Below are 25,766 nucleotides of genomic sequence, written 5' to 3' on the forward strand. Positions count from 1 at the left end.
GGCGGCGATGTGCGCCTGACCAGTGAGACGCTGAAGCTGGCGCTGGCGAAAGGACTGCAGGATGCAGGCGTGGATGTGCTGGATATTGGCATGTCGGGTACCGAAGAGATTTATTTTGCCACTTTCCACCTGGGCATTGACGGCGGTATTGAAGTGACCGCCAGCCATAATCCGATGGATTACAATGGCATGAAGCTGGTGCGGGAAGGGGCTCGGCCCATCAGCGGTGATACCGGTCTGCGCGACGTGCAGCGCCTGGCGGAAGCCAATGACTTCCCGGCGGTTGATGAGACAAAACGTGGCCGCTACCAGCGCATTACTACCCGTGATGCCTACATTGACCACCTGCTGGGTTACATCAATCCAGCCAACCTGAAACCGATGAAGCTGGTGCTCAATTCCGGCAACGGCGCGGCAGGTCCGGTGGTTGACGCCATTGAAGCCCGTTTTAAGGCGCTGGGCGTGCCGGTCGAGTTCATCAAAATTCACAACATGCCGGATGGCAACTTCCCCAACGGTATTCCCAATCCTCTGCTGCCGGAATGCCGGGCCGACACGCGCAATGCGGTGATTGAACACGGCGCGGATATGGGGATTGCCTTCGACGGTGATTTTGACCGCTGCTTCCTGTTCGATGAAAAAGGTCAGTTCATTGAAGGCTACTACATTGTCGGCCTGCTGGCGGAAGCGTTTCTGGAGAAGAATCCGGGGGCGAAAATTATCCACGACCCACGCCTGTCCTGGAACACCGTGGATGTGGTGACGGCGGCAGGCGGTAAACCGGTGATGTCTAAAACCGGGCACGCGTTTATCAAAGAGCGGATGCGCCGTGAAGATGCCATTTATGGCGGTGAAATGAGTGCGCACCACTATTTCCGCGATTTTGCCTATTGCGACAGCGGAATGATCCCGTGGCTGCTGGTGGCGGAGCTGCTGTGTCTGAAAGGGCAGTCGCTGGGCGAACTGGTTCGTGACCGGATGGTGGCCTACCCGGCGAGTGGTGAAATAAACAGTACGCTGGCAGAGCCGACGGCGGCGATTGCGCGCGTGGAGCAGCATTTTTCCCGTGAGGCGTTGTCAGTGGACAGAACGGACGGTATCAGCATGTCGTTTGTCGACTGGCGCTTCAATTTACGCTCTTCCAATACCGAACCGGTGGTGCGTCTAAATGTTGAAACAAAAGGAAATAAAAATCTTTTAGAGATTCAAACTTCTTTTATTTTAAGTATTCTGAGACAAAAAAAACGAGATGGAAAATAAAGATATCACTTTTGTAGTCCAAGGGCCAGTGAGAGAAAGGACGATGGACACACTGGAGAGTATTCGAAATAATTTTAAAGGATCGAAAATAATATTGTCTACATGGGAAGGAAGTCATGTAGATAATCTTTCTTATGATAGCGTTGTGTATAGTAAGGACCCCGGTGAAATTAATATAACGAAGAATAATCATATAGTAGGTAAAGAAAATACAAATAGGCAAATAGTTTCTACTCACAGCGGGTTGCTTAATGTACAAACAAAATATGCAGTTAAAATTAGAACAGATACGCCTATTTTAAGTAACGCTATCATAGAATTATATTATAAAGCACAAGACTATTATCGTGATCCGGCATTTTCGTTTCTAGAAGAACGGGTGATTGTCTCTTCTATAAATACAATTGACCCTAATAGTTATATAAAATTTCCATATCATATTTCTGACTGGTTTTTTTTCGGAAAAACAACTGATTTGTTGAAAATATGGAACGGGAAAATTATTCCCGAAGATGAATATTTTACAGAGCAGGATATTCAAGAAAAGATATTTTGTTCAAGAGGATTCGATTTTGGACGTTTCACCGCTGAACAACTTGTTCTTTATTATTTTTTAAAGAACAATGGTGTGGATGATCACAATTATTTTTGTGATGTTTCTGATAATAAAATCGAAAGATCAATAAAATGTATACTCGCAAATTTTTATTGTTCTAGCCCCAAAAAAATGGGATTGTTTTTTCTCAAATATGAAGATCTTATTCGCTTAAAATTTAATTTTAAAAGTTTTCGTAGATTTATGGGTTTCTATTTAGTAACTATAAATGAAAGCGTATGGCGGGATTACTACAAAAGTTACTATGGACTGCGTACAACAATAACAGAAAAAATAGAGATTGAAATAAGAAAAATATTGCTATTTTGCATGAAGCGAATAAAGAAGAAAAAATGAAATTATTATTTATCTATACTCACAATGGTTACAGAGATTTCTTTCTGCATAAAGATGTTGGGATGGTTCCATCATTTTTATCAGGCAATAATGAAGTAGATTCCCTTTTTTATGTTGAGTCTAAAAAAGGAAGAATGAAGTTCAAGAACTTACGAATTTCATATACAGGTAAAAATTGGTTTATTAGCAATTTTTGTTCATTTCTTTTTTTACTTAAGAATCGACTGCGTTGTAGTGATTATGATTTACTTGTATTTCATCTCAGTATTAGAAACATAATACCGATAATACTCTTTAAGTTACTGTTCAAAGGCAATGTTATATGCAAGATGGACCTGAATACGGAAAGTGCTAAAGCTTATTGTGATAACTCTGGTGGTATTCTTAAACGTATATTAATGAAATTGATGGCTTGGCTAACAGACCATTTTTATGTAGAAACTTCAAGAAATTATGAAATAGTTAAAAATGGTATTTTTGGCATTGATATCTCAAAAAAAATAGAATTATTGCCCAATGGTGTTGACGAAAAACTAGTTATTTCAGTTGTGAACGATGGAGGCATCGTGCTAAGGAATAAGGTAATAACTATTATTTCTCGATTCGAATCTGAAGATAAGGCACCACATAGAATCCTTGATGTTGTTGAAATTATGTCTGACTTAAGTCTTCATGATTGGCAGTTCAATATTATCGGGAGTTTTCCTGACACATTTATAAATAAATTAGAGAGGAAAGCTAAACAGTTCAATGTAAATGTAACATGTACCGGAAAGAATAAAGAATTAAATGAAGTATATGAAGAATTATATAGAAGTGAAATATTTTTATGTCTGTCGAGAGAAGAGTCTTATTGTATCTCATTAGTAGAAGCTGCTGTGTTTAACAACTATATAATAACAACAAATGTTGGTGTGGCTGAGGATTTATCTAAAATTTATGAGAAGGTTGATATAATGAATAATTATACAAAAAAAGAATTGAATGAACTTATTAAAAATGTCACTGAAAAATATGAAAGCGGAAATGCAAAGATATCTAAGGAAACGTTAAATTTTTACTCATGGGATAAAATAGTTCATCGAACCTTGAGAAAATAATATGGGAATATATTTAGTATTATTAACTATAGTTGCTATTATTTCAGTTATTATTCTTTTGATAAATAAAAAACAAGGCATTAAATTTACCCTCACTGTTTATATTGTTCTACTATTTTTGTTTTCCGGACTCAGGTACCACACCGGATGGGATTGGGAAGCATATGATTATTTTTTTGATGAGTTAGCAAAAGCTAATATCATCACCTTGTTTCATTATAATATATTTGGTTATGAGCCGGGTTTTGTTTTTTTTACATATATATCATCAGTTTTGAATATTCCCCCGTTCTTGTTTTTTTCTATTATAACAGTTTCGCTAATAATTTCGTCTGCTCACAGATATTTAGGTAAATATGTATTTATTTTTTGCCTTCTATATTTATATTACGGATATTTCCATAATTTTTCAATAGTAAGGCAGGGAGTGGCTGCTGCGCTGTTTGCGTACTCAATTAGATTTCTTATTTTAAAGAATAATAAATTCTACGTTGTAATTATGATTGGAGCATTATTTCATATATCCGCTATTATGTTATTTGCTATTCCATTGCTATGTAGATGGTCAAAAAAAATTCCATTTACGCCCATAGTGTTACTATCATTAATTACAGTTTTATTTCCAATTAGTGAGATGTTCGGATTAAAAACCATATTATCGACTGTGCCAGCATTAAAAAATTACTTAAATAATGATACTTTATCTTACAAGGTGGGTTTTTCATTAAAATACGTAGAGCTACTTCTTATCTTTTACTGTTTTTATGATGGTAGATTTGTTGAGCTTATGAAAAAGAATTTTAGTGAGCAAAATTTTTATATTTTTAGAAGCCTAATTTTAATTGAGTTGCTCATTTATTCTTTATTCAATGATTTTAGTATTTTTTACGAAAGACTTAGTGTCTATTTTGAATTTTCTCATGCAATAGCAATTGCGATGATTATATCTGCATTTAAATATCGACGCGTACAATTTTTATTACTAATGATCTTGTTACTAATTGTATTTTTTAGATATTATCAGTTAGTTAATTCTCCCGTTCGTGTTCAGGGTGAAATGTCTCATCTTGAACGATTTGAAAACTATTGCAGCATTTTCACTAAAGAGGCATGTCAAAGGTAAAAATGAAGAAAATTATTGTTGATCTTGATAATACCATTACTATTCATAATGAAGAGCCATATTGTTCAAAACCTGTTAACATGGATGTTGTTAATAAATTAAGAGAATATAAACAAAAAGGATTTAGCATAGTTATTTATACAGCAAGGAATATGAAAACATATTCAGGTAATGTTGGGAAAATTAATGTTCATACTATACCTATAATAATAGAGTGGCTAAATAAGAATGATATTCCTTATGATGAATTAATTGTTGGAAAACCTTGGTGTGGTACTGATGGGTTTTATGTAGATGATAGAGCGCTCAGACCATCTGAGTTTATTAATTTATCTGAAGAAGAAATTAATACGTTACTCAATATCGAGAAAGAAAAATGATCATTATAAATTCTGCTGCTTTTGTTAATGACGACCTCAGGGCTGAATTTGGATTACTTCCGCCATGTTTTTTACCATTAGGGAATAAAAGACTTTATAGTTATCAAATTGAGTCGTTAAGGATAACATTTCCAGAAGAAACTATAGTTATTTCATTGCCTAAAGAATACGAACTGGGAAGATATGATGCACTTTTTTTTAAAGAGCATAATATCACAATAATTCAAACGCCATTTCGGTTAAGTCAAGGGGAAAGTCTATATGAAATATTGAACAATATTACTATAAAACATAATGAGCGGCTCATCATTAATTATGGGGATACATTATTTAATGATATTCAAGATGATGGTGATGACTATTTCTATGTGTCTAAAAATGTTGGTTATTACAACCGTGCTCCTGTAAGAGTTAACAATTCTAGCTTTAAAATAGAGAAAAACTATCCAGCAGTGGATGATGGAGAACTAGTCATATCTGGTTTTTTTTGCATTAGCAATGTCAGTTTGTTATTGCAATATTTACTGGGTCAAAATTTTGATTTCTTATCTGCAATAGAATCATATTATTCAAAAGTTTTCGCAAAAGTTATTATTCCTAATACTTGGCATGATTTTGGGCATTTAAATAGTTTTTTCACATCAAGAACTAATATTACTACTGAGCGTGAATTCAACACTCTTTTGATCAATGCCGATTGTGTGAAGAAAAAAAGCAAGAAAAAACAAAAAATGTTAGGTGAAGCTAATTGGTTCAAAAAATTACCAAGCGAGTTATCTATTTACACACCGAGAATATTTAACGTAAAAGAAGATGCTCTTTATGCCGAGTATACTATTGAGTATCTCTACAATTTGCCTTTATCTGATATGGCCGTATTCTGTGAACTCCCAAAATCTTGTTGGATAAATGTTTTTAATTCATGTAAAAATTTCTTGATGAGGTCTTTAGATTTTTCCAGCCAGAATAGAGTTTCCGAAGATGTCGATCTGGATGAGTATAACGGGTTGTATCTTGATAAAACTTTACAGCGGTTGCATGATTTTGAAAAAACAACAAATATTAATCTTCATAAAGCAATATTTTTTAATGGCGTTTGTTATCCATCTATTATTGAATTGGCATATGTAACATCTAAATATATAGAGCCCACCAAAAATGATGATGTTATAGTTTGTCATGGCGATTTTTGTTTTAGTAATATACTCTACGATTTTAGAATGCAAAGGGTAAAACTCATTGACCCAAGGGGAATCAATTCTAAAAACGAATTAAGCATCTGGGGCGATTTAAGGTATGATTTGGCAAAACTGAATCATTCTGTATCAGGGTTATATGATTTAATTATTGCAGGGCAGTTTTCTATTAACTATGATTATGAAAATAACTCTATTGATTTTGAGTTATATGATGAAAATTACAAGTGTATTATTGATGCGTACAATAAAATATTTTCTAATTCCCAAGCTTTCAGTTATTCTTCATTAGAAATAACTTGTATTACAATTCATCTTTTTTTATCTATGTTACCACTCCACTCTGATTCTAAAGTAAGACAGGAAGCATTTATCGCTAATGCTTATAGATTATTTAGTCAATTAAACATGGAGAATGTATGACTACTATTATTATCCCCATGGCAGGTCAGTCATCCCGTTTTTATAATGCTGGATATAAAATTCCAAAATATAGATTAATGATTGACGGTAAGTCAGTTTTTTATCATTCACTTGAAAGTTTCCATAATTTTAAGAATAACTATTATTTATTTATTGGAGTTAAGGGGGTGCTAGACATATCCTTTGTGAAAGGAGAGCTAAAATTATTAGGGATTGACGATTATGATATTGTTCTATTGGATGAAATGACAAATGGCCAAGCAGAAACTGTATTTAATGGTTTGCAGAAAATTAATAAAAAAACAATAAATGATATTTTTATCTTCAATATAGATACGTTTAGAAGGGAAATAGTTTTCCCTGATACTTTTGATTTAAAAAAATGCGCTGGATATTTGGAAACTTTCATTGGGAGCGGGAATAACTGGAGTAATGTCCTCCCATCAAGTAGTGAACCTTATATGGTTTCTATGACCGCAGAGAAACAGTCTATTTCTCAATATTGTTGTACTGGGCTGTATTATTTCAGCCATGTTGAATTCTTCAATGAGTCATATTGTGATTGGATTGAGCAAAATAGAGGTGAGACGGAGGTCTATATTGCACCACTGTATAATTTTCTAATTAAAAAGGAACATAAGATTTGCTTTACAGTAATTGACAAGAAGGAAGTGGTTTTTTGTGGAGTTCCCTCTGAATATGAAGAAATTCAGAATGGATTTTCATGGAAATGATGGGGAATAAATCATTAACTGGTAAAGGGGTTATATTAACCTTTTCTTTTATACCAGTACAAGTTTTAGTTGCTCTTTTTTTTAACTTTTTTTTGGCAAAAAATGCCAGTGCAGAAATGCTAAATGAATGGTTTGCCTTTGTCTCGTTTACGGCTTTTTTCAGTCTACTTGAATTTTCTTATCCAACATTAGCTGTTAATTTTTTTAATGGTAAGCATGGTAATGCTAAAGGTGCATTCTCTTACTTTATTAAACATTCTCTAATAGTGGTGGTGCCATTTCAATTATTATTTACATTTGGTTATGCTTTTTTGATTAATTCGTCTTTCTTTTTTTTTGGCCTGGGGTTGATAATAAGGAGTCTTGCGAATTTAATTAATTCTTATCTATATGCAAATAAATATATAGTTATTGATAAATCATATCGATTTATTTCAGCAGTTATTATGCCTGTTTCATTCATCCTAGCTGCTCATATCTTCGCTCTCAAGATAAACTTACATGAGCTAATGATTGCATGGTTTATAAGTTCTCTGGTATGTTTATGTTATGCTATCGTATTTTGCTATATTAATTTTCGTGAGAAAGATTATAATGTAGATGGTTCGTTTTCTTTACCTTTTAAAAATAACATCAAACTGTTTTTGACAGTGCTTCCTGCTATATTTATTTATACATTGTCAATTCATTATTTAGAATTGTTTGGAGCTAAAAATAAGCAGGGCGATGTTATACTGTACGGATTGTTTTTGCAGATTTTCAACATTTATAATCTGATTATTATACTGGTGGCTAGCTATTTGATTCCTACTATATCCAAGAAATATCATGAAGGCGAAAGTGTTGTTAGTGTGACGTTTAAAATATTAGATTTGAGTGTAATGTTATCATTGATGGCTATTTCTTTTATAGTCCTGCTAGGAGGGGATGGTTTTAAGTTAATGCTTCAAGATAAAGTTGGGTATATTTCTGAGTATTATGTAATATCTATTGCCATAATATTTTTTATTGAAACATGTCAGGTTGTATTAACATCCATTGGTACGGCGGTTGGTGTGTATAACTTTCATAAGCAAAGTCTTGCATCTGCTGTTATTGTTTTTGTTCTGTCATATTTTTTTATACCAAAGCATGGGGTTATTGGTTTGATGTCCAGCATCATAACTGCTCAATTGGTCACATGCTTTGTATTTAATCCTCTCTTTGTATTGAAAGTTATAGGTGTAAATAAGCGTGGGTATGCAAAAAAGGTATTCATTCATTTCATTTCGGTCGTGGGGGTTATTTCTTTAGGTTTGCTTACAGTTAATATGAAAATTGAGTTTAAGACCTTAATTTTCCTGATTTTAATATTCGCACTATCACCCTTTCTTTTCGTCAGATTAAAATTTTTATTTCAAGGTTATGGGCGGCAATAAAATTAATAGTTTAGCTATTTCAACTATTAATATATTGAGTTAACATCCAGTAATACAACAAATCGTGCAAGCATTGCGCGGTGACCACACCTGACAGGAGTATGTAATGTCCAAGCAACAGATCGGCGTCGTCGGTATGGCAGTGATGGGGCGCAACCTGGCGCTCAACATCGAAAGCCGTGGTTATACCGTCTCCATCTTCAACCGCTCCCGCGAGAAAACTGAAGAAGTTGTTGCCGAGAACCCGGGTAAGAAACTGGTTCCTTATTACACGGTGAAAGAGTTCGTCGAGTCTCTTGAAACCCCACGTCGTATCCTGTTAATGGTGAAAGCGGGCGCTGGCACTGATGCTGCCATTGATTCCCTAAAGCCATATCTGGATAAAGGCGACATCATTATTGATGGTGGTAACACCTTCTTCCAGGACACTATCCGTCGTAACCGTGAACTGTCCGCAGAAGGTTTTAACTTCATCGGTACCGGCGTGTCCGGCGGTGAAGAGGGCGCCCTGAAAGGCCCATCTATCATGCCTGGTGGCCAGAAAGAAGCGTATGAGCTGGTTGCGCCTATCCTGACCAAGATTGCCGCTGTTGCCGAAGATGGTGAACCGTGCGTAACCTACATCGGCGCTGATGGTGCAGGTCACTATGTGAAGATGGTGCATAACGGTATTGAATACGGCGACATGCAGCTGATTGCTGAAGCTTATTCCCTGCTGAAAGGCGGCCTGAACCTGTCTAACGAAGAGCTGGCTACCACCTTCACCGAGTGGAATGAAGGCGAGCTGAGCAGTTACCTGATCGACATCACCAAAGACATCTTCACCAAAAAAGATGAAGAGGGTAAATACCTGGTTGATGTTATCCTGGACGAAGCGGCGAACAAAGGTACCGGTAAATGGACCAGCCAGAGTTCTCTGGATCTGGGCGAACCGCTGTCGCTGATCACTGAGTCTGTATTCGCGCGCTACATCTCTTCTCTGAAAGACCAGCGCGTAGCGGCATCTAAAGTACTGTCCGGCCCGCAGGCTCAACTGGCTGGCGATAAAGCCGAGTTCGTTGAGAAAGTACGCCGCGCGCTGTACCTGGGCAAAATCGTCTCCTACGCGCAGGGCTTCTCTCAGCTGCGTGCCGCGTCTGACGAGTACAACTGGGATCTGAACTACGGTGAAATCGCCAAGATCTTCCGCGCGGGCTGCATCATTCGTGCGCAGTTCCTGCAGAAAATTACTGACGCGTATGCTGAAAACAAAGGCATCGCGAACCTGCTGCTGGCCCCGTACTTCAAAAATATCGCTGACGAATATCAGCAAGCGCTGCGTGATGTAGTGGCTTATGCTGTGCAGAACGGTATTCCGGTACCGACCTTCTCTGCAGCGGTCGCCTACTACGACAGTTACCGCTCTGCGGTACTGCCGGCTAACCTGATCCAGGCCCAGCGTGACTACTTTGGTGCACATACGTATAAACGCACAGATAAAGAAGGTGTATTCCACACCGAATGGATGGAGTAAGTCTTCTGACGTACACTAGCCCGGTTTTTTGACCGGGCTTTTTTTATCTCAAATTCTATTGATTTAAGTTGATTGCTTAATCTTTTCTTAATATTCCTGGCGTAATCTGATAAAGAAAATCTTAATTGTTTTAACCTTCGTTGACATGATATTCAAAAAGAAGTTAAAACATTATCCTCTTATCAAGATGTACGGCATCATGATTAAATATTAAGATAATACTGAGAGCATGAAATGAAAATCACCATTTCTGGTACTGGGTATGTTGGTCTGTCAAATAGTCTTCTTATCGCCCAACATCATAAGGTCATTGCTCTGGACATTGTTCCCTCACGTGTCGAGATGCTAAATAATAGGATGTCTCCGATAGTTGATCAAGAAATTGAACAGTATCTGCAATCAAAAGATATAAAATTCGAAGCTACACTAGATAAATACTACGCTTATCAGAGTGCAGAGTTTGTTATTATTGCAACCCCAACAGACTACGATCCTAAAACTAATTACTTTGATACTAGCAGTGTCGAGTCAGTCATAAGGGATGTTATTGAAATAAATCCAGATGCCATAATGATAATAAAATCGACAGTTCCTGTCGGTTTTACTCAATCAATGCGTCAAAAATATAGAACAGATAATATCATCTTCTCCCCTGAATTCCTGCGTGAGGGTAAAGCTCTATACGACAACCTGCATCCGTCCCGTATTGTTATTGGTGAACGTTCTGAACGTGCCGAGCGCTTTGCCGGGTTGCTGCTGGAAGGGGCGGTGAAGAAAGATATCCCGACCTTATTTACTGACTCGACTGAAGCCGAAGCCATCAAGTTGTTTGCTAACACCTATCTGGCGTTACGTGTGGCCTACTTTAACGAGCTGGATAGCTATGCCGAAAGCCTTGGTCTGAACTCACGACAGATTATTGAAGGAGTGTGCCTGGATCCGCGTATCGGTAATCACTACAACAATCCGTCATTCGGCTATGGCGGCTACTGTCTACCGAAAGATACTAAGCAGCTGTTGGCGAATTATGCATCTGTGCCGAATAACATTATTGGCGCAATCGTTGATGCTAACCGTACGCGTAAGGACTTCATTGCAGACTCTATTCTTGCCCGTCAACCTAAAGTAGTTGGCGTATACCGTTTAATTATGAAAAGCGGTTCCGATAATTTCCGTGCATCATCCATTCAGGGCATCATGAAGCGCATTAAGGCAAAGGGCGTGCCCGTGATTATTTACGAACCTGTCGTAGAAGAGGACGAATTTTTCCACTCTCGGGTAGTGCGTGATCTTAATATGTTCAAAAATGAAGCAGACATTATTATTTCTAACCGCATGGTGTCAGAATTAGCTGATGTTGCAGAAAAAGTATATACCCGCGATTTGTTTGGTAGTGATTAATCTCGTCTCCATAAAAAAGGCCTTAATATAAGGCCTTTTTTATTTTAATCAGGCCAATAATCAAACTTTGTAGAAATCACGGTACCAGTCAACAAAGTTCTTCACCCTATCTTTTATCGTGGTTTCAGGTTTAAAACCAATTACCTCATACAGTGCTTTAGTGTCCGCGCTGGTTTCCAGCACATCACCTGGCAGTAGCGGTAGCATATTTTTCTTCGCTTAAATACTCAGTGCATCTTCCAAAGCTTGGATATAGTCCATTAGCTCAACCGGTTAACTATTGCCGATATTGTCGACGTGATAGGGCGCATGCTGGCCGCGGGCTTGCGCGTCACTACGGTCCATTGCGTGTCTGCATCAGTCCACTTTTTAAACGTATCGTATTCCAGTAGTGTTTGAAATACCAATCAAAATCCCTGAAACAATTTGATTTTTTTATCATTAATCCTATGGCATTGCCTCAATTTATAGCTAAACTAATCCCAGTTTAAGTCTTTCCTTATCTAGGGTTTCTATGTCTGTAAGTGATAACAACATGTCCGGGCGCAGTCACGATCCGGAACAGATTGATCTGATTGATTTACTGGTACAGTTATGGCGTGGGAAAGTAACAATCGTTATCGCGATTGTTATTGCCATAGTGCTTGCTGTGGGCTATCTGGCAGTTGCTAAGGAGAAATGGACCTCAACAGCCATTATTACTCAACCGGATGTTGGTCAGATCGCCACATATAACAACGCCCTCAATGTGTTGTATGGTGCCAGTGCGCCTAAGGCCACTGACCTTCAGGAAAATGTGATCGGGCGATTCAGCACCTCTTTATCCGCATTGGCTGAAATGCTAGATAATCAGGAAAAACCAGAAAAATTGACGATTGAGCAGTCTGTTAAAGGTCAACCACTACCGTTGGCGATTTCTTATGTGAGTGGCTCACCAGAAGACGCTCAGCGTCAGCTGGCTGAATACATTCAACAAACAGATGAAAAGGTTGCTAAAGAGCTGGAGCTTGACCTGGTTGATAATATCAAGTTGCAAACAACCACGTTGCAAGACTCTCTGAAAACTCAGGAAGTGGTCGCTCAGGAGCAAAAAGATCTGCGAATTAAGCAAATTCAGGAAGCGCTGCGTTATGCAGAGCAGGCCGGGGTGATTAAGCCGCAAATTCAGCAGACGCAGGATGTGACGCAGGACAGTATGTTCCTGTTGGGTAGTGATGCCCTGAAGTCCATGATTGAGCACGAATCTACACGCCCTTTGATATTGTCTGATAACTACTTCCAGACCAAACAAAAGCTGTTGGATATCGAAAGTCTTAAGCTTGAAGGGGCTGAGTTACACGCCTACCGCTATGTGATGAAACCAACGTTACCGATTCGTCGTGACAGCCCGAAAAAAGCGATTACCCTCGTGCTGGCGGTTCTGCTCGGTGGGATGATTGGTGCAGGCGTGGTGCTGGGGCGAAATGCTCTGCGTGGTTACAAAGCCAAAGCTGAGTAAGTCTAAAGTTGACAACAAAAAACCGGGCAGTGCCCGGTTTTTTCATATCCGCAACTTACTGATGACGCTTACGTAAATTCTCAATCACTGTCGTCAGATTGAGATCCTGGTCCTGCAGCAGCACCAGCAGGTGATACATGAGATCAGAAGCTTCATTTGTCAGCTCAAAACGGTCGTTCACCGTCGCGGCCAGCGCGGTTTCTACGCCTTCTTCACCCACTTTCTGTGCGATGCGTTTGGTGCCGCTGGCATACAGTTTCGCGGTGTAGGAGCTGGCTGGGTCAGCGGTTTTACGTTCGGCCAGCAGTTGCTCCAGCTGATACAGGAACAGCCACTGGTGGCTGGCGTCACCAAAGCAGCTTGAAGTGCCTTTATGGCAGGTCGGGCCAATCGGGTTAACCAGCACCAGCAAGGTGTCGTTGTCGCAGTCAGGCGCAATGCTCACCACGTTCAGGAAGTGACCGGAGGTCTCTCCTTTGGTCCACAGACGCTGCTTGGTCCGCGAGAAAAAGGTTACTTTGCCGCTTTCGAGCGTTTTATCCAGCGCCTCCGGGTTCATATAACCCAGCATCAATACTTCACCGGAAACCGCATGCTGCACGATGACTGGCATCAGTCCGTCGGTTTTTTCCCAGTCCAGCTCGCGGCATTGTTGCTTCGTTAACATATCCTGATCTCCACGCCCTGTGTTGCCAGGTACGCTTTTAATTCGCCAATATTGATAATTTGTTTGTGGAAGACGGAGGCGGCAAGCGCGCCGTCAACGTCGGCATCCCGGAAGGCTTCGAGAAAGTGTTCCATGGTGCCCGCGCCACCGGAGGCAATCAGCGGGACGTGGCAAACGTCACGTACTTTTTTCAGTTGTTCCAGGTCATAACCGTTACGTACGCCGTCCTGGTTCATCATGTTCAGGACGATTTCGCCCGCGCCGCGTTTTTGGACCTCCTGCACCCAGTCCAGTGTTTCCCACTGCGTGACGCGGGTACGGCTTTCATCTCCGGTATACTGATTTACATGATATTTACCGGTGTCGGCGTCATACCAGGTATCAATGCCCACCACGATGCACTGCACGCCGAAGCGGTCCGCCAGACGGGTGATAAGCTCCGGTTCGGCCAGCGCCGGGGAGTTGATGGAGATTTTGTCCGCCCCGAAGGAGAGAATGCGCGCCGCATCGTCGATGGATTTAATGCCGCCAGCTACGCAGAACGGAATATCGATCACTTCCGCCACGCGTGATACCCAGCTTTTATCCACTACGCGGCCATCGCTGGAAGCGGTGATATCATAGAACACCAGTTCATCTGCGCCTTCATCGGCATAGCGTTTTGCCAGCGGGACGATGTCACCAATAATCTCGTGATTGCGGAACTGGATGCCTTTTACCACCTGCCCGTCACGGACGTCCAGACAAGGAATTATGCGTTTTGCCAGCATTGAATGGCCTCCTCAACGGTGAACTTTCCTTCCAGCAGGGCGCGTCCGACGATCACGCCGCGAACTCCGGTCCCGCGCAGGGCCGCTACGTCCCCGATTCCGCCAATGCCGCCAGATGACTGAAATGCCACCTGCGGGTATTTGGCGCACACTTCTTCATACAGCGCGACGTTTGAGCCGGCCAGCGTGCCGTCGCGGGAGATATCGGTGCACAGCACGTGCTTCAGGCCGACGGGTAAATAGGTCTCAACCAGTTCTTCCAGTGAAACCCCGGAATCTTCCTGCCAGCCACTGACCGCAACCTGTTTATTACCGTGCTCGTCAATACGAACGTCCAGCGCCAGTACCAGCGCGTCGGCACCAAAACGGGCAAACCAGCTCTTGACTATCTCGGGGGATTTTACCGCCGTCGAACCCACCACCACGCGCGCCACACCTGCGTCAAGAAGCGCCGCCACGTCTGCTTCTGTACGCACGCCGCCGCCAACCTGAACCGGAACGTTGACGCCAGCGACCAGCGTTTTGATCAGCGGGATCTGGCGCTGTGCCGGGTCTTTCGCGCCGGTTAAATCAACCAGGTGCAGCACTTCAGCACCCTGGGCTGCATAATCCTGCAAACGGGGGAGAGGATCGTTGCCGTAATCACGTTGCTTAGCGTAATCGCCCTGATGAAGACGCACCACCGTGCCGTCGATTAAATCTAATGCCGGAATAATCATTACATCTCCAGAAAGTTTTTCAGCAACTGTGCCCCAGCCGCGCCCGAACGTTCCGGGTGAAACTGTACGCCAAAGAAATTGTCCTTTTGTACTGCCGCGGTAAACGGTTCGCCGTAATTGCACTGGGCGATGGTCCACGGGTTTACCGGCATAGCGTAGCTGTGTACAAAGTAGAAATACGCGCCATCTTCAATGCCCTGGAACAGACGGTTCCCCGCCTGCGGATAGACGCGATTCCAGCCCATATGCGGCAGCGGCAGACCGAAATCGGTCATCTTCGGGACGTCCTGCTCAATAATGCCCAGTAGTGAGACACCGTTACTCTCTTCGCTGCGACGGCCCAGCAGTTGCATACCTAAACAGATCCCCAGTACCGGTTGCGTACAGGCTTTAATCAGTTCAATCAGTTCGCGCTCGTGCAACTGGTCCATAGCCGCCTGCGCGGTGCCGACGCCCGGCAGAAACAGTTTATCGGCGCGCAGCACCACGTCCGGGTCACGGCTGACAACGGGATCATATCCATGGCGTGCGACGGCAGATTTTACCGAGTGCAGGTTGGCGCAGCCGGTGTCCAGAATCACCACGTTCATCACAGCACTCCTTTTGAAGAGGGCAGCGTGTCGCCTTCTACACGAATCGCCTGACGCAGCGTACGGCCAAAGGCTTTAAACAGGCTTTCCACGCGGTGGTGGTCATTTTTGCCTTTGGTTTTCAGGTGTAGGGTGACGCCCATGGTGTAGGAGAGTGAACGGAAGAAGTGTTCGATCATCTCCGTGCTCAGATCGCCAACGCGCTGGTAGGTAAACTCCGCGCGGTACTCCAGGTGTGGGCGGCCGGAGATATCCAGCGCGCAACGTGCCAGGCACTCATCCATCGGCAGTACAAAACCAAAACGGTTGATGCCGCGTTTATCGCCTAACGCCAGCTTTAAGGCTTCGCCCAGCGCCAGACCGGTATCTTCAACGGTGTGGTGATCGTCTATATACAGATCGCCCTTGACGGCAATCTCCATGCGAAAACCGCCGTGGGTGGCGATTTGATCCAGCATGTGGTCAAAGAAGCCAACGCCAGTATTGATTTTGCTGCGGCCTTCGCGGTCCAGCCAGACTTTGACGTCAATCTGCGTTTCTTTTGTATTACGCTCAACGTGTGCGTAGCGGTCACGTTTGGTCAACTGCTCGCCGATCATCGCCCAGTTTAGGGTGTCGCGATGGTAACGCAATCCGCTAATGCCCATGTTTTCAGCGAGCTGAATATCGGTCACCCGATCGCCAATGACGTAGCTGTTCGCCATATCCATGGCCTGTTCAACCAGATACTGTTCAACCAGCTTCACTTTTGGCTTACGGCAATCACACTCGTCCGCTGGCAGGTGCGGGCAGATCAATACTTCATCAAACGTCACGCCCTGAGAGGTGAAAATTTGCATCATCAGGTTATGCGGACCGTCAAAATCAGTCTGTGGGAAACTCTGGGTTCCGAGTCCATCCTGGTTAGTAATCATAACCAGCTTAAAACCTGCTTTTTGCAGTTTCAGCAAAACGGGAACAACTTCCGGCTCGAAGGCGAGTTTGTCAAAGCGATCGACCTGAAAGTCACTTGGCGGTTCGGAAATCAGGGTTCCATCACGGTCAATAAAAAGATACTTCTGGCTCATACTTGCTCCGCACGTAAGGCGTCAATGACGCGCTGGCTCTCTTCACGGGTTCCGACAGTAATTCGCAGGCAGCCGCTTAACGAAGGTTGTTTATTCTGATCTCGTAAGATAATGCCCTGATCCCACAAAGATTTAAATACGCTACTTGATGCGGTGAAGCGCGCCAGAACATAGTTGGTTTCAGAATCGAATACCTGCTCTACACAGCGAATTGTTTTCAGGTTATCTACCAGATACTGACGCTCTTCCAGGATCTGCTCTACGCGTTTACGCATGGCGGAAATCCCTTGCGGCGTCAGCGCCTGGGCGGCGATATCTGCCACCGGCGTAGAGAGCGGGTAAGGGGCAATCACTTTTAACAGCAGATTGATAACCTCTTCGTTCGCCAGCGTAAACCCGCAGCGTAAACCGGCGAGCGCAAACGCTTTGGACAACGTGCGTAATATCACCAGATGCGGATACTCAGACAGCCAGCCTGCCAGCGTGGCCTGCGGGCAAAACTCAATATAGGCCTCATCAGCGACCACAATAGCTTTACCCTGCGTCATTTCGAGCAGTGAACGCAGATCCTGCGGGTTTATCAGCTGACCGGTTGGGTTGTTCGGGCTGCAAACGTAGACTACCTTCACGCCACCAAGCTTGTCCGCGATGCCTTGCAAATCCAGTTGCCAGTTCTCAAGGGTCGGAACGGTGCGGCACTCAACGCCAATCGTTTCGGCACTGACGCTGTACATGCCGTAAGTCGGCGGGCAGTAGAGAATGGCATCTTTACCGGGTTCACAAAACGCGCGTACCAGCAGTTCGATCCCTTCATCTGCGCCGCGGCTGACCAGCACCTGCTCCGGTTTGACGCCAGCATACTGCGCGTAATTCTCAATCACCGCTTTCGGCTGACACTCCGGGTAGCGGTTCAGCGTCTGCTGACTGAGCTGGAACTCCACGGCAGTGGGGTATTCATTCGCGTTGAGCCAGACATCGCCGTTACCACCGAGACGACGGGCAGACTGATAGGGCGTTAATTCGCGAACATTCTTACGGGCTAAATCAGTGACGCTGAGAAAGTTGTCAGTGCTCATGCTTGCTCCTTCAGGGCGTTAACGCGCAGGGTGACGGCATTTTTGTGGGCAGTCAGTCGTTCAGCAGCGGCCAGTGTTTCAATGGTTGAGGCCAGGGCAGAGAAACCTTGTGGGGTTAATTCCTGTACGGTCATCCGTTTCTGGAAATCAGCCAGCCCAAGGCTTGAGCAGGTCGCGGTATAGCCGTAGGTCGGAAGAACGTGGTTGGTGCCAGAAGCATAGTCGCCTGCGGATTCTGGCGACCAGTCGCCGAGGAACACCGAACCGGCGCTGGTGATCTCATCAACCAGTTCACGCGCGTTGCGGGTCTGAATAATCAGGTGTTCCGGACCGTAGGCGTTAGATATTTCAACGCACTGCGCCAGATCTTTCGCCACGATTAAGCGGCTGGCGGAGAGTGCCTGACGGGCGGTCTCAGCGCGGGAAAGCTCAGCGAGCTGGCGTTCAACGGCTTTGGCAACGCCTTCGGCAAGCGTAGCGTCTGGCGTCAGGAGAATAACCTGCGAGTCGGGACCGTGTTCTGCCTGAGAAAGCAGGTCAGAGGCAACAAAGTCCGGCGTCGCGCCGCTATCGGCGATAACCAGCACCTCGGACGGGCCAGCAGGCATGTCGATGGCCGCGCCGTCAAGACGCTGGCTGACCTGGCGTTTGGCTTCGGTCACATATGCATTGCCTGGCCCGAAGATTTTATCGACCTTAGGAATAGATTCGGTGCCCAGCGCCAGCGCGGCAATGGCCTGCGCGCCGCCCACATTAAACACCTCTTTTACGCCACACAGCTGCGCGGCGTAGAGGATTTCATCGGCAATCGGCGGCGGTGAGCACAGCACCACTTTTTTGCAGCCGGCGATGCGCGCCGGGGTCGCCAGCATTAATACGGTAGAGAACAGCGGCGCTGAACCTCCAGGAATATACAGGCCCACGGAAGCGATAGGGCGGGTAACCTGCTGGCAACGCACGCCCGGCTGGGTTTCGATATCCACCGGCGGCAGGATCTGCGCGGTGTGGAAAGTATCAATATTTCTCACCGCCGCCTGCATCGCTTGTTTTAGCTCGTTGCTCAGGCGACTGCTGGCTTGCTGGATTTCTTCCTCGGTCACGCGCAGCGCGCCAACCTCGGTTTTATCGAACTTTGCGCTGTATTCACGCAGCGCCCGGTCGCCGTTATTTTTGACGTTCTCAAGGATCTCGGCCACCGTACGGCTGATGCTTTCAGAGGCGGAAATTGCCGGGCGCATCAGCAGTTCGCGCTGCTGCTCAGGGCTACAGCTATTCCAGTCAATCGGGGTATTGAAGCTCATGGTCGTTACTCCATCATCGGGTGTTGCCGGATGGCGGCGCTGCCTTATCCGGCCTACAAGACCCGTAATATCAATAATTGTGACAATTCTTGTAGGCCTGATAAGCGAAGCGCTATCAGGCAACAGATCACTCCATCATCTTCTCAATCGGCAACACCAGAATTGAGCTGGCACCGAGCGCTTTCAGTTTTTCCATTGTTTCCCAGAACAGGGTTTCGCTGCTGACCATGTGCATGGCAACGCGCTGCTGGTCGCCTGCCAGCGGCAGAATGGTAGGGCGCTCTGCGCCGGGCAGCAGGGCGATGACCTCGTCCAGACGCTCGCTCGGCGCGTGCATCATGATGTATTTGGATTCACGGGCCTGAATAACCCCCTGGATACGGGTCAGCAGTTTGTCGATCAGTTGTTGCTTGGCTTCGGCCATTTCGCCGTCGCGCTGAATCAGACAGGCTTTAGAGCGGTAGATCACTTCTACTTCGCGCAGACCGTTGGCTTCAAGCGTTGCGCCGGTGGACACCAGATCGCAAATCGCATCAGCCAGACCCGCACGGGGAGCGACTTCTACTGAGCCGTTTAACAGACAAGATTTAAACGAAACTCCTTTCTGATCGAGATAACGTTTGAGCAGGTGTGGGTAAGAGGTCGCGATACGTTTACCGTTCAGCGCTGCCGGGCCATCCCAGGCTTCATCAACCGGGGTTGCCAGCGAAAGACGGCAGCCGCCGAAGTCCAGACGGCGCAGGGTAAAATAGCGAGGGTCTTCACCCTGGGCCCGGCGGTTGAGCAGTTCCTCTTCCAGAACATTTTCCCCGATGATGCCGAGGTCAACGACGCCGTCCATCACCAGACCTGGGATATCGTCATCACGCACGCGCAGAATATCGATCGGCATGTTCTCCGCCATCGCAATCAGGCGCTGGGTGTGAAGATTAATTTTAATGCCGCAACGGGCCAGTAATTCGCGTGAATCATCGCTTAAGCGGCCTGATTTCTGCATAGCTATGCGTAAACGGGTGTTGTCTAACATTCTTTATTCCTCGTTATCCTGTCTGAATCAGTTTGGGTCACGCACAAAAAAAGCCCCCGGAAGAAATCTTCCGGGGGCTTTCTCATACGCTCATGCACCGCTGGAAGATTTAAATGTCTCCCAGCACACATCGCCTGAAAGACTAGTCAGGATGATGGTGATGATGGTGTTTGAATTGAGCGCGTGTCATAAATTTTCTCGATGAATGTTTATTCATTTGATGTCTTTTAACCTAAACCACTTTAGCTACGGAAAGCAAGGGCTTTTTTTGATCATTAATTCATTTCATATTGATACTATGAATTGTCAGCCACCGTGGGCTGGCGTAGCCTTGCGTTATAGGCCAAAAGTCAGGAGAGAAGGCATGAAAAAGGTCGCAATTGTCGGGTTAGGTTGGTTAGGCATGCCGTTAGCCATGTCGCTGGCGGCGAGAGGCTGGCAGGTTACCGGCAGCAAAACCACATTGGATGGGGTGGAAGCGGCCCGCATGAGCGGTATCGAGAGTTACTCGCTGCGCCTGGAACCTGAACTGGTCTGTGAGGCTGACGATCTCGATGCACTGATGGACGCCGATGCGCTGGTCATTACGCTGCCTGCACGCCGTAGCGGTCCCGGGGAGGCATTTTACCTGCAGGCAATGCAGGAACTGGTGGACAGTGCGCTGGCGTACCGCATCCCTCGAATTATTTTTACCAGTTCGACGTCAGTCTATGGTGACGTTCAAGGAACAGTGAAAGAGGGAACGGCGCGTAATCCGGTCACGGCGAGCGGTCGTGTCCTGAAAGAACTTGAAGACTGGTTGCACAATTTGCCAGGTACGTCGGTGGATATTTTGCGTCTGGCCGGGTTGGTCGGTCCGGGAAGACATCCTGGTCGCTTCTTCGCTGGCAAGACGGCACCTGACGGACATCATGGCGTCAATCTGGTGCATCTGGACGATGTAGTTTCTGCCATCACGTTACTGCTGCAAGCGCCTAAAGGGGGACACATCTATAATATATGTGCGCCTATGCATCCGGCGCGTAACGTGTTCTATCCGCAGATGGCCCGCCAGTTGGGGATGGAGCCGCCGGAATTTCGCGGCGGTACGGATAACGGTAAAGGTAAAGTCATTGATGGCAACCGTATTTGTAATGAGCTTGGGTTTGAGTACCAGTATCCCGACCCGCTGGTGATGCCAATGGAGTGACAATCCAGCAGAGTGCCGCTGTATACCGCCAGGGGGCGAGTATGAAACCACTGCTGGACGTTCTTATCATCCTCGATGCATTAGAAAAAGAGGGCAGTTTCGCGGCGGCGTCGGCAAAATTGTTTAAGACGCCGTCTGCACTTAGCTACACGGTCCATAAGCTGGAAAGCGATCTTAATATTCAGCTACTCGATCGCAGCGGACACCGGGCTAAGTTCACCCGCACCGGACAGATGCTGCTGGAAAAGGGGCGGGAGGTGCTGCACACCGTCCGTGAACTCGAAAAACAGGCGATTAAACTTCACGAAGGCTGGGAGAATGAACTGGTTATTGGCGTAGATGATACGTTTCCCTTTTCACTGCTGGCCCCACTCATCGAATCTTTCTATCAACACCACAGCGTGACGCGCCTGAAATTTATCAATGGCGTGCTGGGCGGCTCCTGGGATGCCCTCATTCAGGGCCGGGCGGATATTATCGTTGGCGCCATGCATGAACCCCCTGCAGCGAGCGAATTTGGTTTTGCACGGTTGGGAGTTTTGGAACAGGTGTTTGTGGTTGCGCCGCATCACCCGCTGGCGCAGGAACAGGAACCGTTAAATCGTCGTACCATTCGCCGTTTTCGCGCCATTGTGGTGGGCGACAATGCGCAGCATGCCAACGTCTCAGGTTCCCAGGTGCTTGACGATCAGGAAGCTATTACCGTTTTTGACTTCAAAACCAAGCTGGAATTGCAAATCAGCGGTCTGGGATGTGGTTATATTCCGCGCTACCTGGCGCAGCGATTTCTGGAGAGCGGCGCACTGATTGAGAAAAAAGTGGTCGCACAAATTGTCTTTGAACCCGTGTGGATAGGCTGGAATGAACAGACCGCCGGGTTGGCCAGTGCCTGGTGGCGGGATGAAATTTTAGCAAATAGTGCTATTGCAGGGGTGTATGTGAAAACGGCTGCTGATAAATCAATCAGTTAAGAAAAAATATTCTTTTGTGGCTACTTCAATCTCTTGTTATTTCTCCCCAATTTAGTGCAAAATACGCCGCTTGCAAAAAATGACATTAACCGACGTTTTAATACGCGTCGGTTATTTTTTTGCATCAAACCAATCATTCATAAAAGAGGCCGGGCTTCGTACCGGATAGATACTTACTTAAAAATCGACAGTTGTTGTCGCTGAGGATTAACAAAAAATGGGGCAATTTTTTGCTTACGCGACGGTTTTCGCCGTAATGGGGGATAACCATGTCGCATAACGCTACTCCAAACACCTCTCGCGTGGAATTACGTAAAACGCTTACGCTGGTTCCGGTTGTCATGATGGGCCTTGCCTATATGCAGCCGATGACGCTGTTCGATACATTCGGTATCGTATCAGGAATGACCGATGGTCACGTCCCGACAGCTTACGCCTTTGCACTGATCGCCATCCTCTTTACCGCACTGAGCTACGGTAAACTGGTGCGTCGCTATCCGTCTGCAGGCTCTGCCTACACTTACGCCCAGAAATCCATTAGCCCGACCGTTGGCTTTATGGTGGGTTGGTCATCACTGCTGGACTACCTGTTCGCACCGATGATCAACATTCTGTTGGCAAAAATTTATTTTGAAGCCCTGGTGCCGTCGATACCGTCATGGATATTCGTGGTGGCGCTGGTGGCCTTTATGACCGCCTTTAACCTGCGCAGCCTTAAATCCGTTGCGAATTTCAACACCGTAATCGTGTTGTTGCAGGTGGTGCTGATTGCAGTGATCCTCGGCATGGTCGTTTATGGCGTGTTCGAAGGGGAAGGTGCCGGTACGCTGGCGAGCAGCCGTCCGTTCTGGTCAGGTGATGCACACGTGATCCCGATGATCACGGGCGCGACCATCCTGTGCTTCTCGTTCACCGGTTTTGACGGTATCAGCAACCTGTCAGAAGAAACCAAAGACGCTGAGCGTGTGATCCCGCGTGCGATTTTCCTGACTGCACTGATTGGTGGCCTGATCTTTATCGTCTCCACCTATCTGTTGCAGCTGTACTTCCCGGATATCTCGCGCTTCAAAGATCCAGACGCTTCACAGCCGGAAATCATGCTGTACGTCGCCGGTAAGTTCTTCCAGGTTGGCGCGCTGATTTTCTCTACCATTACCGTACTGGCGTCCGGTATGGCGGCGCATGCTGGCGTAGCGCGTTTAATGTACGTGATGGGGCGTGACGGCGTGTTCCCGAAAAGTTTCTTCGGTTATGTACACCCGAAATGGCGTACTCCGTCTATGAACATCATTCTGGTTGGTGCGATTGCTCTGCTGGCAATCAACTTCGACCTGGTGATGGCGACGGCGCTGATTAACTTTGGTGCGCTGGTGGCGTTTACCTTCGTTAACCTGTCGGTGATCTCCCAGTTCTGGATCCGTGAGAAGCGTAACAAGACGCTGAAAGACCACTTCCAGTATCTGTTTCTGCCGATGTGCGGTGCGCTGACAGTTGGTGCGCTGTGGGTTAACCTGGAAGAGAGCTCAATGGTTCTGGGTCTGATCTGGGCCGGTATTGGTCTGATTTACCTGGCTTGTGTGACCAAAAGCTTCCGCAACCCGGTGCCGCAGTACGATGAAGATGTCGCGTAATAACGGCATTTAACTAAAAAAACGGAGACATGTTCTCCGTTTTTTTATGCGTGGGACTTATACAATCTCTTCGGCATACTGCCAGAGTGATTTCAGCAGCATCAACTTTTCTTTGTTATCCGCATACTGCTGGCTCAATAACTGCAGTTCATTGGCGTAATTTTGCAAAAACTCCGGTGTGAATACCTGGCGGCGATGGTCCAGCCAGCGTTGCTGTTCTGCTTCGTCCAGCGTTCCCGGGAAGTTACGTGCACGGTAATTAAACAACAGTTTTTCAATGCGCTTATCGACAAAGGAGATATCCAGCGCCGGTAAATTGCGTGGTTCGGTTTCCAGAACGATTTTCATCGCCGCACGGTCAGCATCGCTGAAAAAGCCGTTATAAAGTTGGGCATCTACGTTATCTGATGGTGTAAAGGGTTCTGCATCTGCAAAGATCGCAACCACTTTGTCGCGTATGTGCGGATTTTCGCGCAGAACTTTGAGATTATCCAGACAGTGCTGGCGGTTAATGCCAAGACGGTCGGCATCTTCCGGACGCAGGGTATTCGCCTGTGCCAGTACCGGGCATTTGTTGATGTGCACCAGTTTAACCGGTACGGCCGGGTTATCACCCAGATCCGCTTTAGACGTGTAAAGCCTCTCGCGCAGGGCGTCACTGTCGAGTTCGAGCAGCGGCGAAATATCACCGGCTAAGTCGACCATAATAACCGCGTTGCGATTCTCCGGATGCCACGCCAATGGCGCTACCCAGCTGGTGTTGCCGCGCCATGCGCCGAACATACCAGAGACATGGACCAGCGGCTTCATTTGCGGGACATCAATCAACGCGGCCAGCTTGTGCTTATTACGATGGCTGTAGAGATAATCAAACAGACGCGGCTGGCGCGACTTCACTAATTGCGCCATTGCAATTGTGGCGTATACGTCCGCCATCGCATCGTGAGCATTGGTATGCTCAATACCGTTGGCTTTGGTCAAATGCTCCAGGCGGAAGCTGGGTAAGCCGTCGTCGTTTTCCGGCCAGTTAATGCCTTCAGGGCGCAGGGCATAGCAGGCGCGCATCACATCCAGCAGATCCCAGCGCGAATTATCGTTCTGCCAGCTCCATGCATAGGGATCGTAGAAATTGCGATACAGGATGTTACGCGTCACCTCATCATCGAAGCGCACGTTGTTATAGCCCAGGATACAGGTTTTCGGTACGGTGAACAGGGCGTGGATGCGTGCAGCAAAAGCGGCTTCATTTTCTCCCTTTTCACGTGCTTCCTGCGGTGTGATACCCGTAATCAACACCGCCTCAGGCTGCGGCAGATAATCGTCCGCGGGTTTGCAATAAAAGACTTCTGGTTCACCGATGATGTTGAAATCATTATCTGTGCGGATAGCCGCAAATTGCGCGGGTCTGTCCAGCGCCGGATGGGTACCAAAGGTCTCGTAGTCGTGGAAGAGAAAACCAGGTTGCTGCTTGCCGTCATTCATTGTTCAGTTATGTCCGGGATCAATTTAGCGCTGGTTCAAGAATACCAAAAAATAGCGAGATAATCAGCCATGGCATTATCGAAGCTGGATTGTGCACGCAATAAAATTGAGATAAACAGGGCATTAATGGAATTAATTAATAAATTTCGCACTGTTAAAATAAATTACGGAAATAAAATATCTTGAAGTTGCGGGTTTGTAAATAATCTAACTGATAACCATTATTGTTATTTTCCTCTTCTTTGTTGTGTTCTGGAAACTTTAAAAATCTTTTATAA

The 25,766-nt window shown here is 45.7% G+C and carries 24 protein-coding genes, 2 pseudogenes and 1 other annotated feature; of the genes and pseudogenes, 15 read left to right on the forward strand and 11 right to left on the reverse strand.

Annotated features, from left to right (window positions below; translation table 11 throughout):
- The 10 genes from cpsG to ugd form a co-directional block, all read left to right on the forward strand.
- A partial coding sequence (gene cpsG, locus OGY71_RS01280) for a phosphomannomutase CpsG (protein ID WP_286612702.1) occupies nucleotides 1–1,260 on the forward strand: 1,260 nt, incomplete at its 5' end.
- Nucleotides 1,250–2,212 carry a WavE lipopolysaccharide synthesis family protein gene (locus tag OGY71_RS01285; RefSeq protein WP_032934492.1) on the forward strand — a complete coding sequence of 321 codons (963 nt, stop codon included), beginning with the start codon at nucleotides 1,250–1,252 and terminating at the stop codon, nucleotides 2,210–2,212. The genes cpsG and OGY71_RS01285, both read left to right, overlap by 11 nt.
- Entirely contained in the window at nucleotides 2,209–3,312 is a 1,104-nt protein-coding gene (locus OGY71_RS01290; protein ID WP_003834223.1) for a glycosyltransferase, read from the forward strand. Before OGY71_RS01285 ends, OGY71_RS01290 begins: the two co-directional genes overlap by 4 nt.
- A 1-nt stretch (nucleotide 3,313) precedes the next feature.
- Complete coding sequence (locus OGY71_RS01295; RefSeq protein WP_155848042.1) at nucleotides 3,314–4,435, forward strand: EpsG family protein; 1,122 nt, start codon at nucleotides 3,314–3,316, stop codon at nucleotides 4,433–4,435.
- Between the two features lie 2 nt (nucleotides 4,436–4,437).
- On the forward strand, nucleotides 4,438–4,815 hold the full coding sequence (locus OGY71_RS01300) for an HAD-IIIC family phosphatase (protein ID WP_003834218.1): 378 nt from the start codon (nucleotides 4,438–4,440) through the stop codon (nucleotides 4,813–4,815).
- Nucleotides 4,812–6,434, forward strand: a complete 1,623-nt coding sequence (locus OGY71_RS01305; RefSeq protein ID WP_003834215.1) for a hypothetical protein — start codon at nucleotides 4,812–4,814, stop codon at nucleotides 6,432–6,434. Before OGY71_RS01300 ends, OGY71_RS01305 begins: the two co-directional genes overlap by 4 nt.
- Nucleotides 6,431–7,168, forward strand: a complete 738-nt coding sequence (locus OGY71_RS01310; RefSeq protein WP_003834213.1) for a glycosyltransferase family protein — start codon at nucleotides 6,431–6,433, stop codon at nucleotides 7,166–7,168. Before OGY71_RS01305 ends, OGY71_RS01310 begins: the two co-directional genes overlap by 4 nt.
- Nucleotides 7,159–8,586, forward strand: a complete 1,428-nt coding sequence (locus OGY71_RS01315) for a polysaccharide biosynthesis protein (RefSeq protein ID WP_155848043.1) — start codon at nucleotides 7,159–7,161, stop codon at nucleotides 8,584–8,586. The genes OGY71_RS01310 and OGY71_RS01315 overlap by 10 nt, the downstream gene beginning before the upstream one ends.
- A gap of 106 nt (nucleotides 8,587–8,692) precedes the next feature.
- On the forward strand, nucleotides 8,693–10,099 hold the full coding sequence (gene gnd, locus OGY71_RS01320; RefSeq protein WP_008785171.1) for an NADP-dependent phosphogluconate dehydrogenase: 1,407 nt from the start codon (nucleotides 8,693–8,695) through the stop codon (nucleotides 10,097–10,099).
- 234 nt (nucleotides 10,100–10,333) lie between these two features.
- Nucleotides 10,334–11,500, forward strand: coding sequence for a UDP-glucose 6-dehydrogenase (gene ugd, locus OGY71_RS01325; RefSeq protein ID WP_003834206.1), 1,167 nt, complete (start codon nucleotides 10,334–10,336; stop codon nucleotides 11,498–11,500).
- A 60-nt stretch (nucleotides 11,501–11,560) separates the two neighbouring features.
- Here the strand turns inward: ugd and OGY71_RS01330 are convergent.
- Nucleotides 11,561–11,856: pseudogene (locus OGY71_RS01330) on the reverse strand (protein CapI); the annotation flags it as partial.
- 158 nt (nucleotides 11,857–12,014) lie between these two features.
- On the opposite strand from OGY71_RS01330, the gene wzzB reads away from it, so the two are divergent.
- On the forward strand, nucleotides 12,015–12,998 hold the full coding sequence (gene wzzB / locus OGY71_RS01335; protein WP_286612711.1) for an LPS O-antigen chain length determinant protein WzzB: 984 nt from the start codon (nucleotides 12,015–12,017) through the stop codon (nucleotides 12,996–12,998).
- Nucleotides 12,999–13,053: 55 nt separating this feature from the next.
- Here wzzB and hisIE read toward each other — a convergent pair whose 3' ends face one another.
- The 9 genes from hisIE to hisL all read right to left on the reverse strand — a co-directional run bounded on the left by hisIE (nucleotide 13,054) and on the right by hisL (nucleotide 20,405).
- Entirely contained in the window at nucleotides 13,054–13,665 is a 612-nt protein-coding gene (gene hisIE / locus OGY71_RS01340) for a bifunctional phosphoribosyl-AMP cyclohydrolase/phosphoribosyl-ATP diphosphatase HisIE (protein ID WP_003834201.1), read from the reverse strand.
- Nucleotides 13,659–14,435, reverse strand: a complete 777-nt coding sequence (gene hisF / locus OGY71_RS01345) for an imidazole glycerol phosphate synthase subunit HisF (RefSeq protein ID WP_003834199.1) — start codon at nucleotides 14,433–14,435, stop codon at nucleotides 13,659–13,661. The genes hisIE and hisF overlap by 7 nt, the downstream gene beginning before the upstream one ends.
- Entirely contained in the window at nucleotides 14,417–15,154 is a 738-nt protein-coding gene (hisA, locus tag OGY71_RS01350) for a 1-(5-phosphoribosyl)-5-[(5-phosphoribosylamino)methylideneamino]imidazole-4-carboxamide isomerase (protein ID WP_003834196.1), read from the reverse strand. The genes hisF and hisA overlap by 19 nt, the downstream gene beginning before the upstream one ends.
- Nucleotides 15,154–15,744, reverse strand: coding sequence for an imidazole glycerol phosphate synthase subunit HisH (hisH, locus tag OGY71_RS01355; RefSeq protein WP_001103544.1), 591 nt, complete (start codon nucleotides 15,742–15,744; stop codon nucleotides 15,154–15,156). The genes hisA and hisH overlap by 1 nt, the downstream gene beginning before the upstream one ends.
- Nucleotides 15,744–16,811, reverse strand: coding sequence for a bifunctional histidinol-phosphatase/imidazoleglycerol-phosphate dehydratase HisB (gene hisB / locus OGY71_RS01360; protein ID WP_003834194.1), 1,068 nt, complete (start codon nucleotides 16,809–16,811; stop codon nucleotides 15,744–15,746). Before hisB ends, hisH begins: the two co-directional genes overlap by 1 nt.
- Nucleotides 16,808–17,887 (reverse strand): histidinol-phosphate transaminase, encoded by a 1,080-nt coding sequence (hisC, locus tag OGY71_RS01365; protein WP_003834193.1) that lies wholly within the window; start codon nucleotides 17,885–17,887, stop codon nucleotides 16,808–16,810. The genes hisB and hisC overlap by 4 nt, the downstream gene beginning before the upstream one ends.
- Nucleotides 17,884–19,188, reverse strand: coding sequence for a histidinol dehydrogenase (gene hisD, locus OGY71_RS01370; RefSeq protein WP_063940463.1), 1,305 nt, complete (start codon nucleotides 19,186–19,188; stop codon nucleotides 17,884–17,886). Before hisD ends, hisC begins: the two co-directional genes overlap by 4 nt.
- Nucleotides 19,189–19,315: 127 nt before the next feature.
- Nucleotides 19,316–20,215 (reverse strand): ATP phosphoribosyltransferase, encoded by a 900-nt coding sequence (gene hisG / locus OGY71_RS01375; RefSeq protein ID WP_003834191.1) that lies wholly within the window; start codon nucleotides 20,213–20,215, stop codon nucleotides 19,316–19,318.
- A 44-nt stretch (nucleotides 20,216–20,259) separates the two neighbouring features.
- Nucleotides 20,260–20,382 (reverse strand) — a sequence feature (His leader region).
- Nucleotides 20,358–20,405 (reverse strand): his operon leader peptide, encoded by a 48-nt coding sequence (gene hisL, locus OGY71_RS01380; RefSeq protein WP_100250077.1) that lies wholly within the window; start codon nucleotides 20,403–20,405, stop codon nucleotides 20,358–20,360. It overlaps the preceding feature by 25 nt.
- 174 nt (nucleotides 20,406–20,579) lie before the next feature.
- On the opposite strand from hisL, the gene OGY71_RS01385 reads away from it, so the two are divergent.
- The 4 genes and pseudogenes from OGY71_RS01385 (at nucleotide 20,580) to plaP (ending at nucleotide 24,006) form a co-directional block, all read left to right on the forward strand.
- Nucleotides 20,580–21,404 (forward strand): SDR family oxidoreductase, encoded by an 825-nt coding sequence (locus tag OGY71_RS01385; protein ID WP_003834190.1) that lies wholly within the window; start codon nucleotides 20,580–20,582, stop codon nucleotides 21,402–21,404.
- A 41-nt stretch (nucleotides 21,405–21,445) separates the two neighbouring features.
- Nucleotides 21,446–22,430, forward strand: a pseudogene (locus OGY71_RS01390) (LysR family transcriptional regulator).
- A 162-nt stretch (nucleotides 22,431–22,592) separates the two neighbouring features.
- Nucleotides 22,593–22,655 carry a membrane protein YoeI gene (gene yoeI / locus OGY71_RS23155; protein ID WP_099045591.1) on the forward strand — a complete coding sequence of 21 codons (63 nt, stop codon included), beginning with the start codon at nucleotides 22,593–22,595 and terminating at the stop codon, nucleotides 22,653–22,655.
- Nucleotides 22,645–24,006 carry a putrescine/proton symporter PlaP gene (plaP, locus tag OGY71_RS01395; RefSeq protein ID WP_003834188.1) on the forward strand — a complete coding sequence of 454 codons (1,362 nt, stop codon included), beginning with the start codon at nucleotides 22,645–22,647 and terminating at the stop codon, nucleotides 24,004–24,006. The genes yoeI and plaP overlap by 11 nt, the downstream gene beginning before the upstream one ends.
- A 57-nt stretch (nucleotides 24,007–24,063) precedes the next feature.
- Here plaP and sbcB read toward each other — a convergent pair whose 3' ends face one another.
- Nucleotides 24,064–25,488 (reverse strand): exodeoxyribonuclease I, encoded by a 1,425-nt coding sequence (sbcB, locus tag OGY71_RS01400; protein ID WP_003834187.1) that lies wholly within the window; start codon nucleotides 25,486–25,488, stop codon nucleotides 24,064–24,066.
- Between the last annotated feature and the right edge of the window lie 278 nt (nucleotides 25,489–25,766).

Source organism: Citrobacter sp. Cpo109 (assembly GCF_030332565.1).
GTDB lineage: Bacteria > Pseudomonadota > Gammaproteobacteria > Enterobacterales > Enterobacteriaceae > Citrobacter > Citrobacter portucalensis.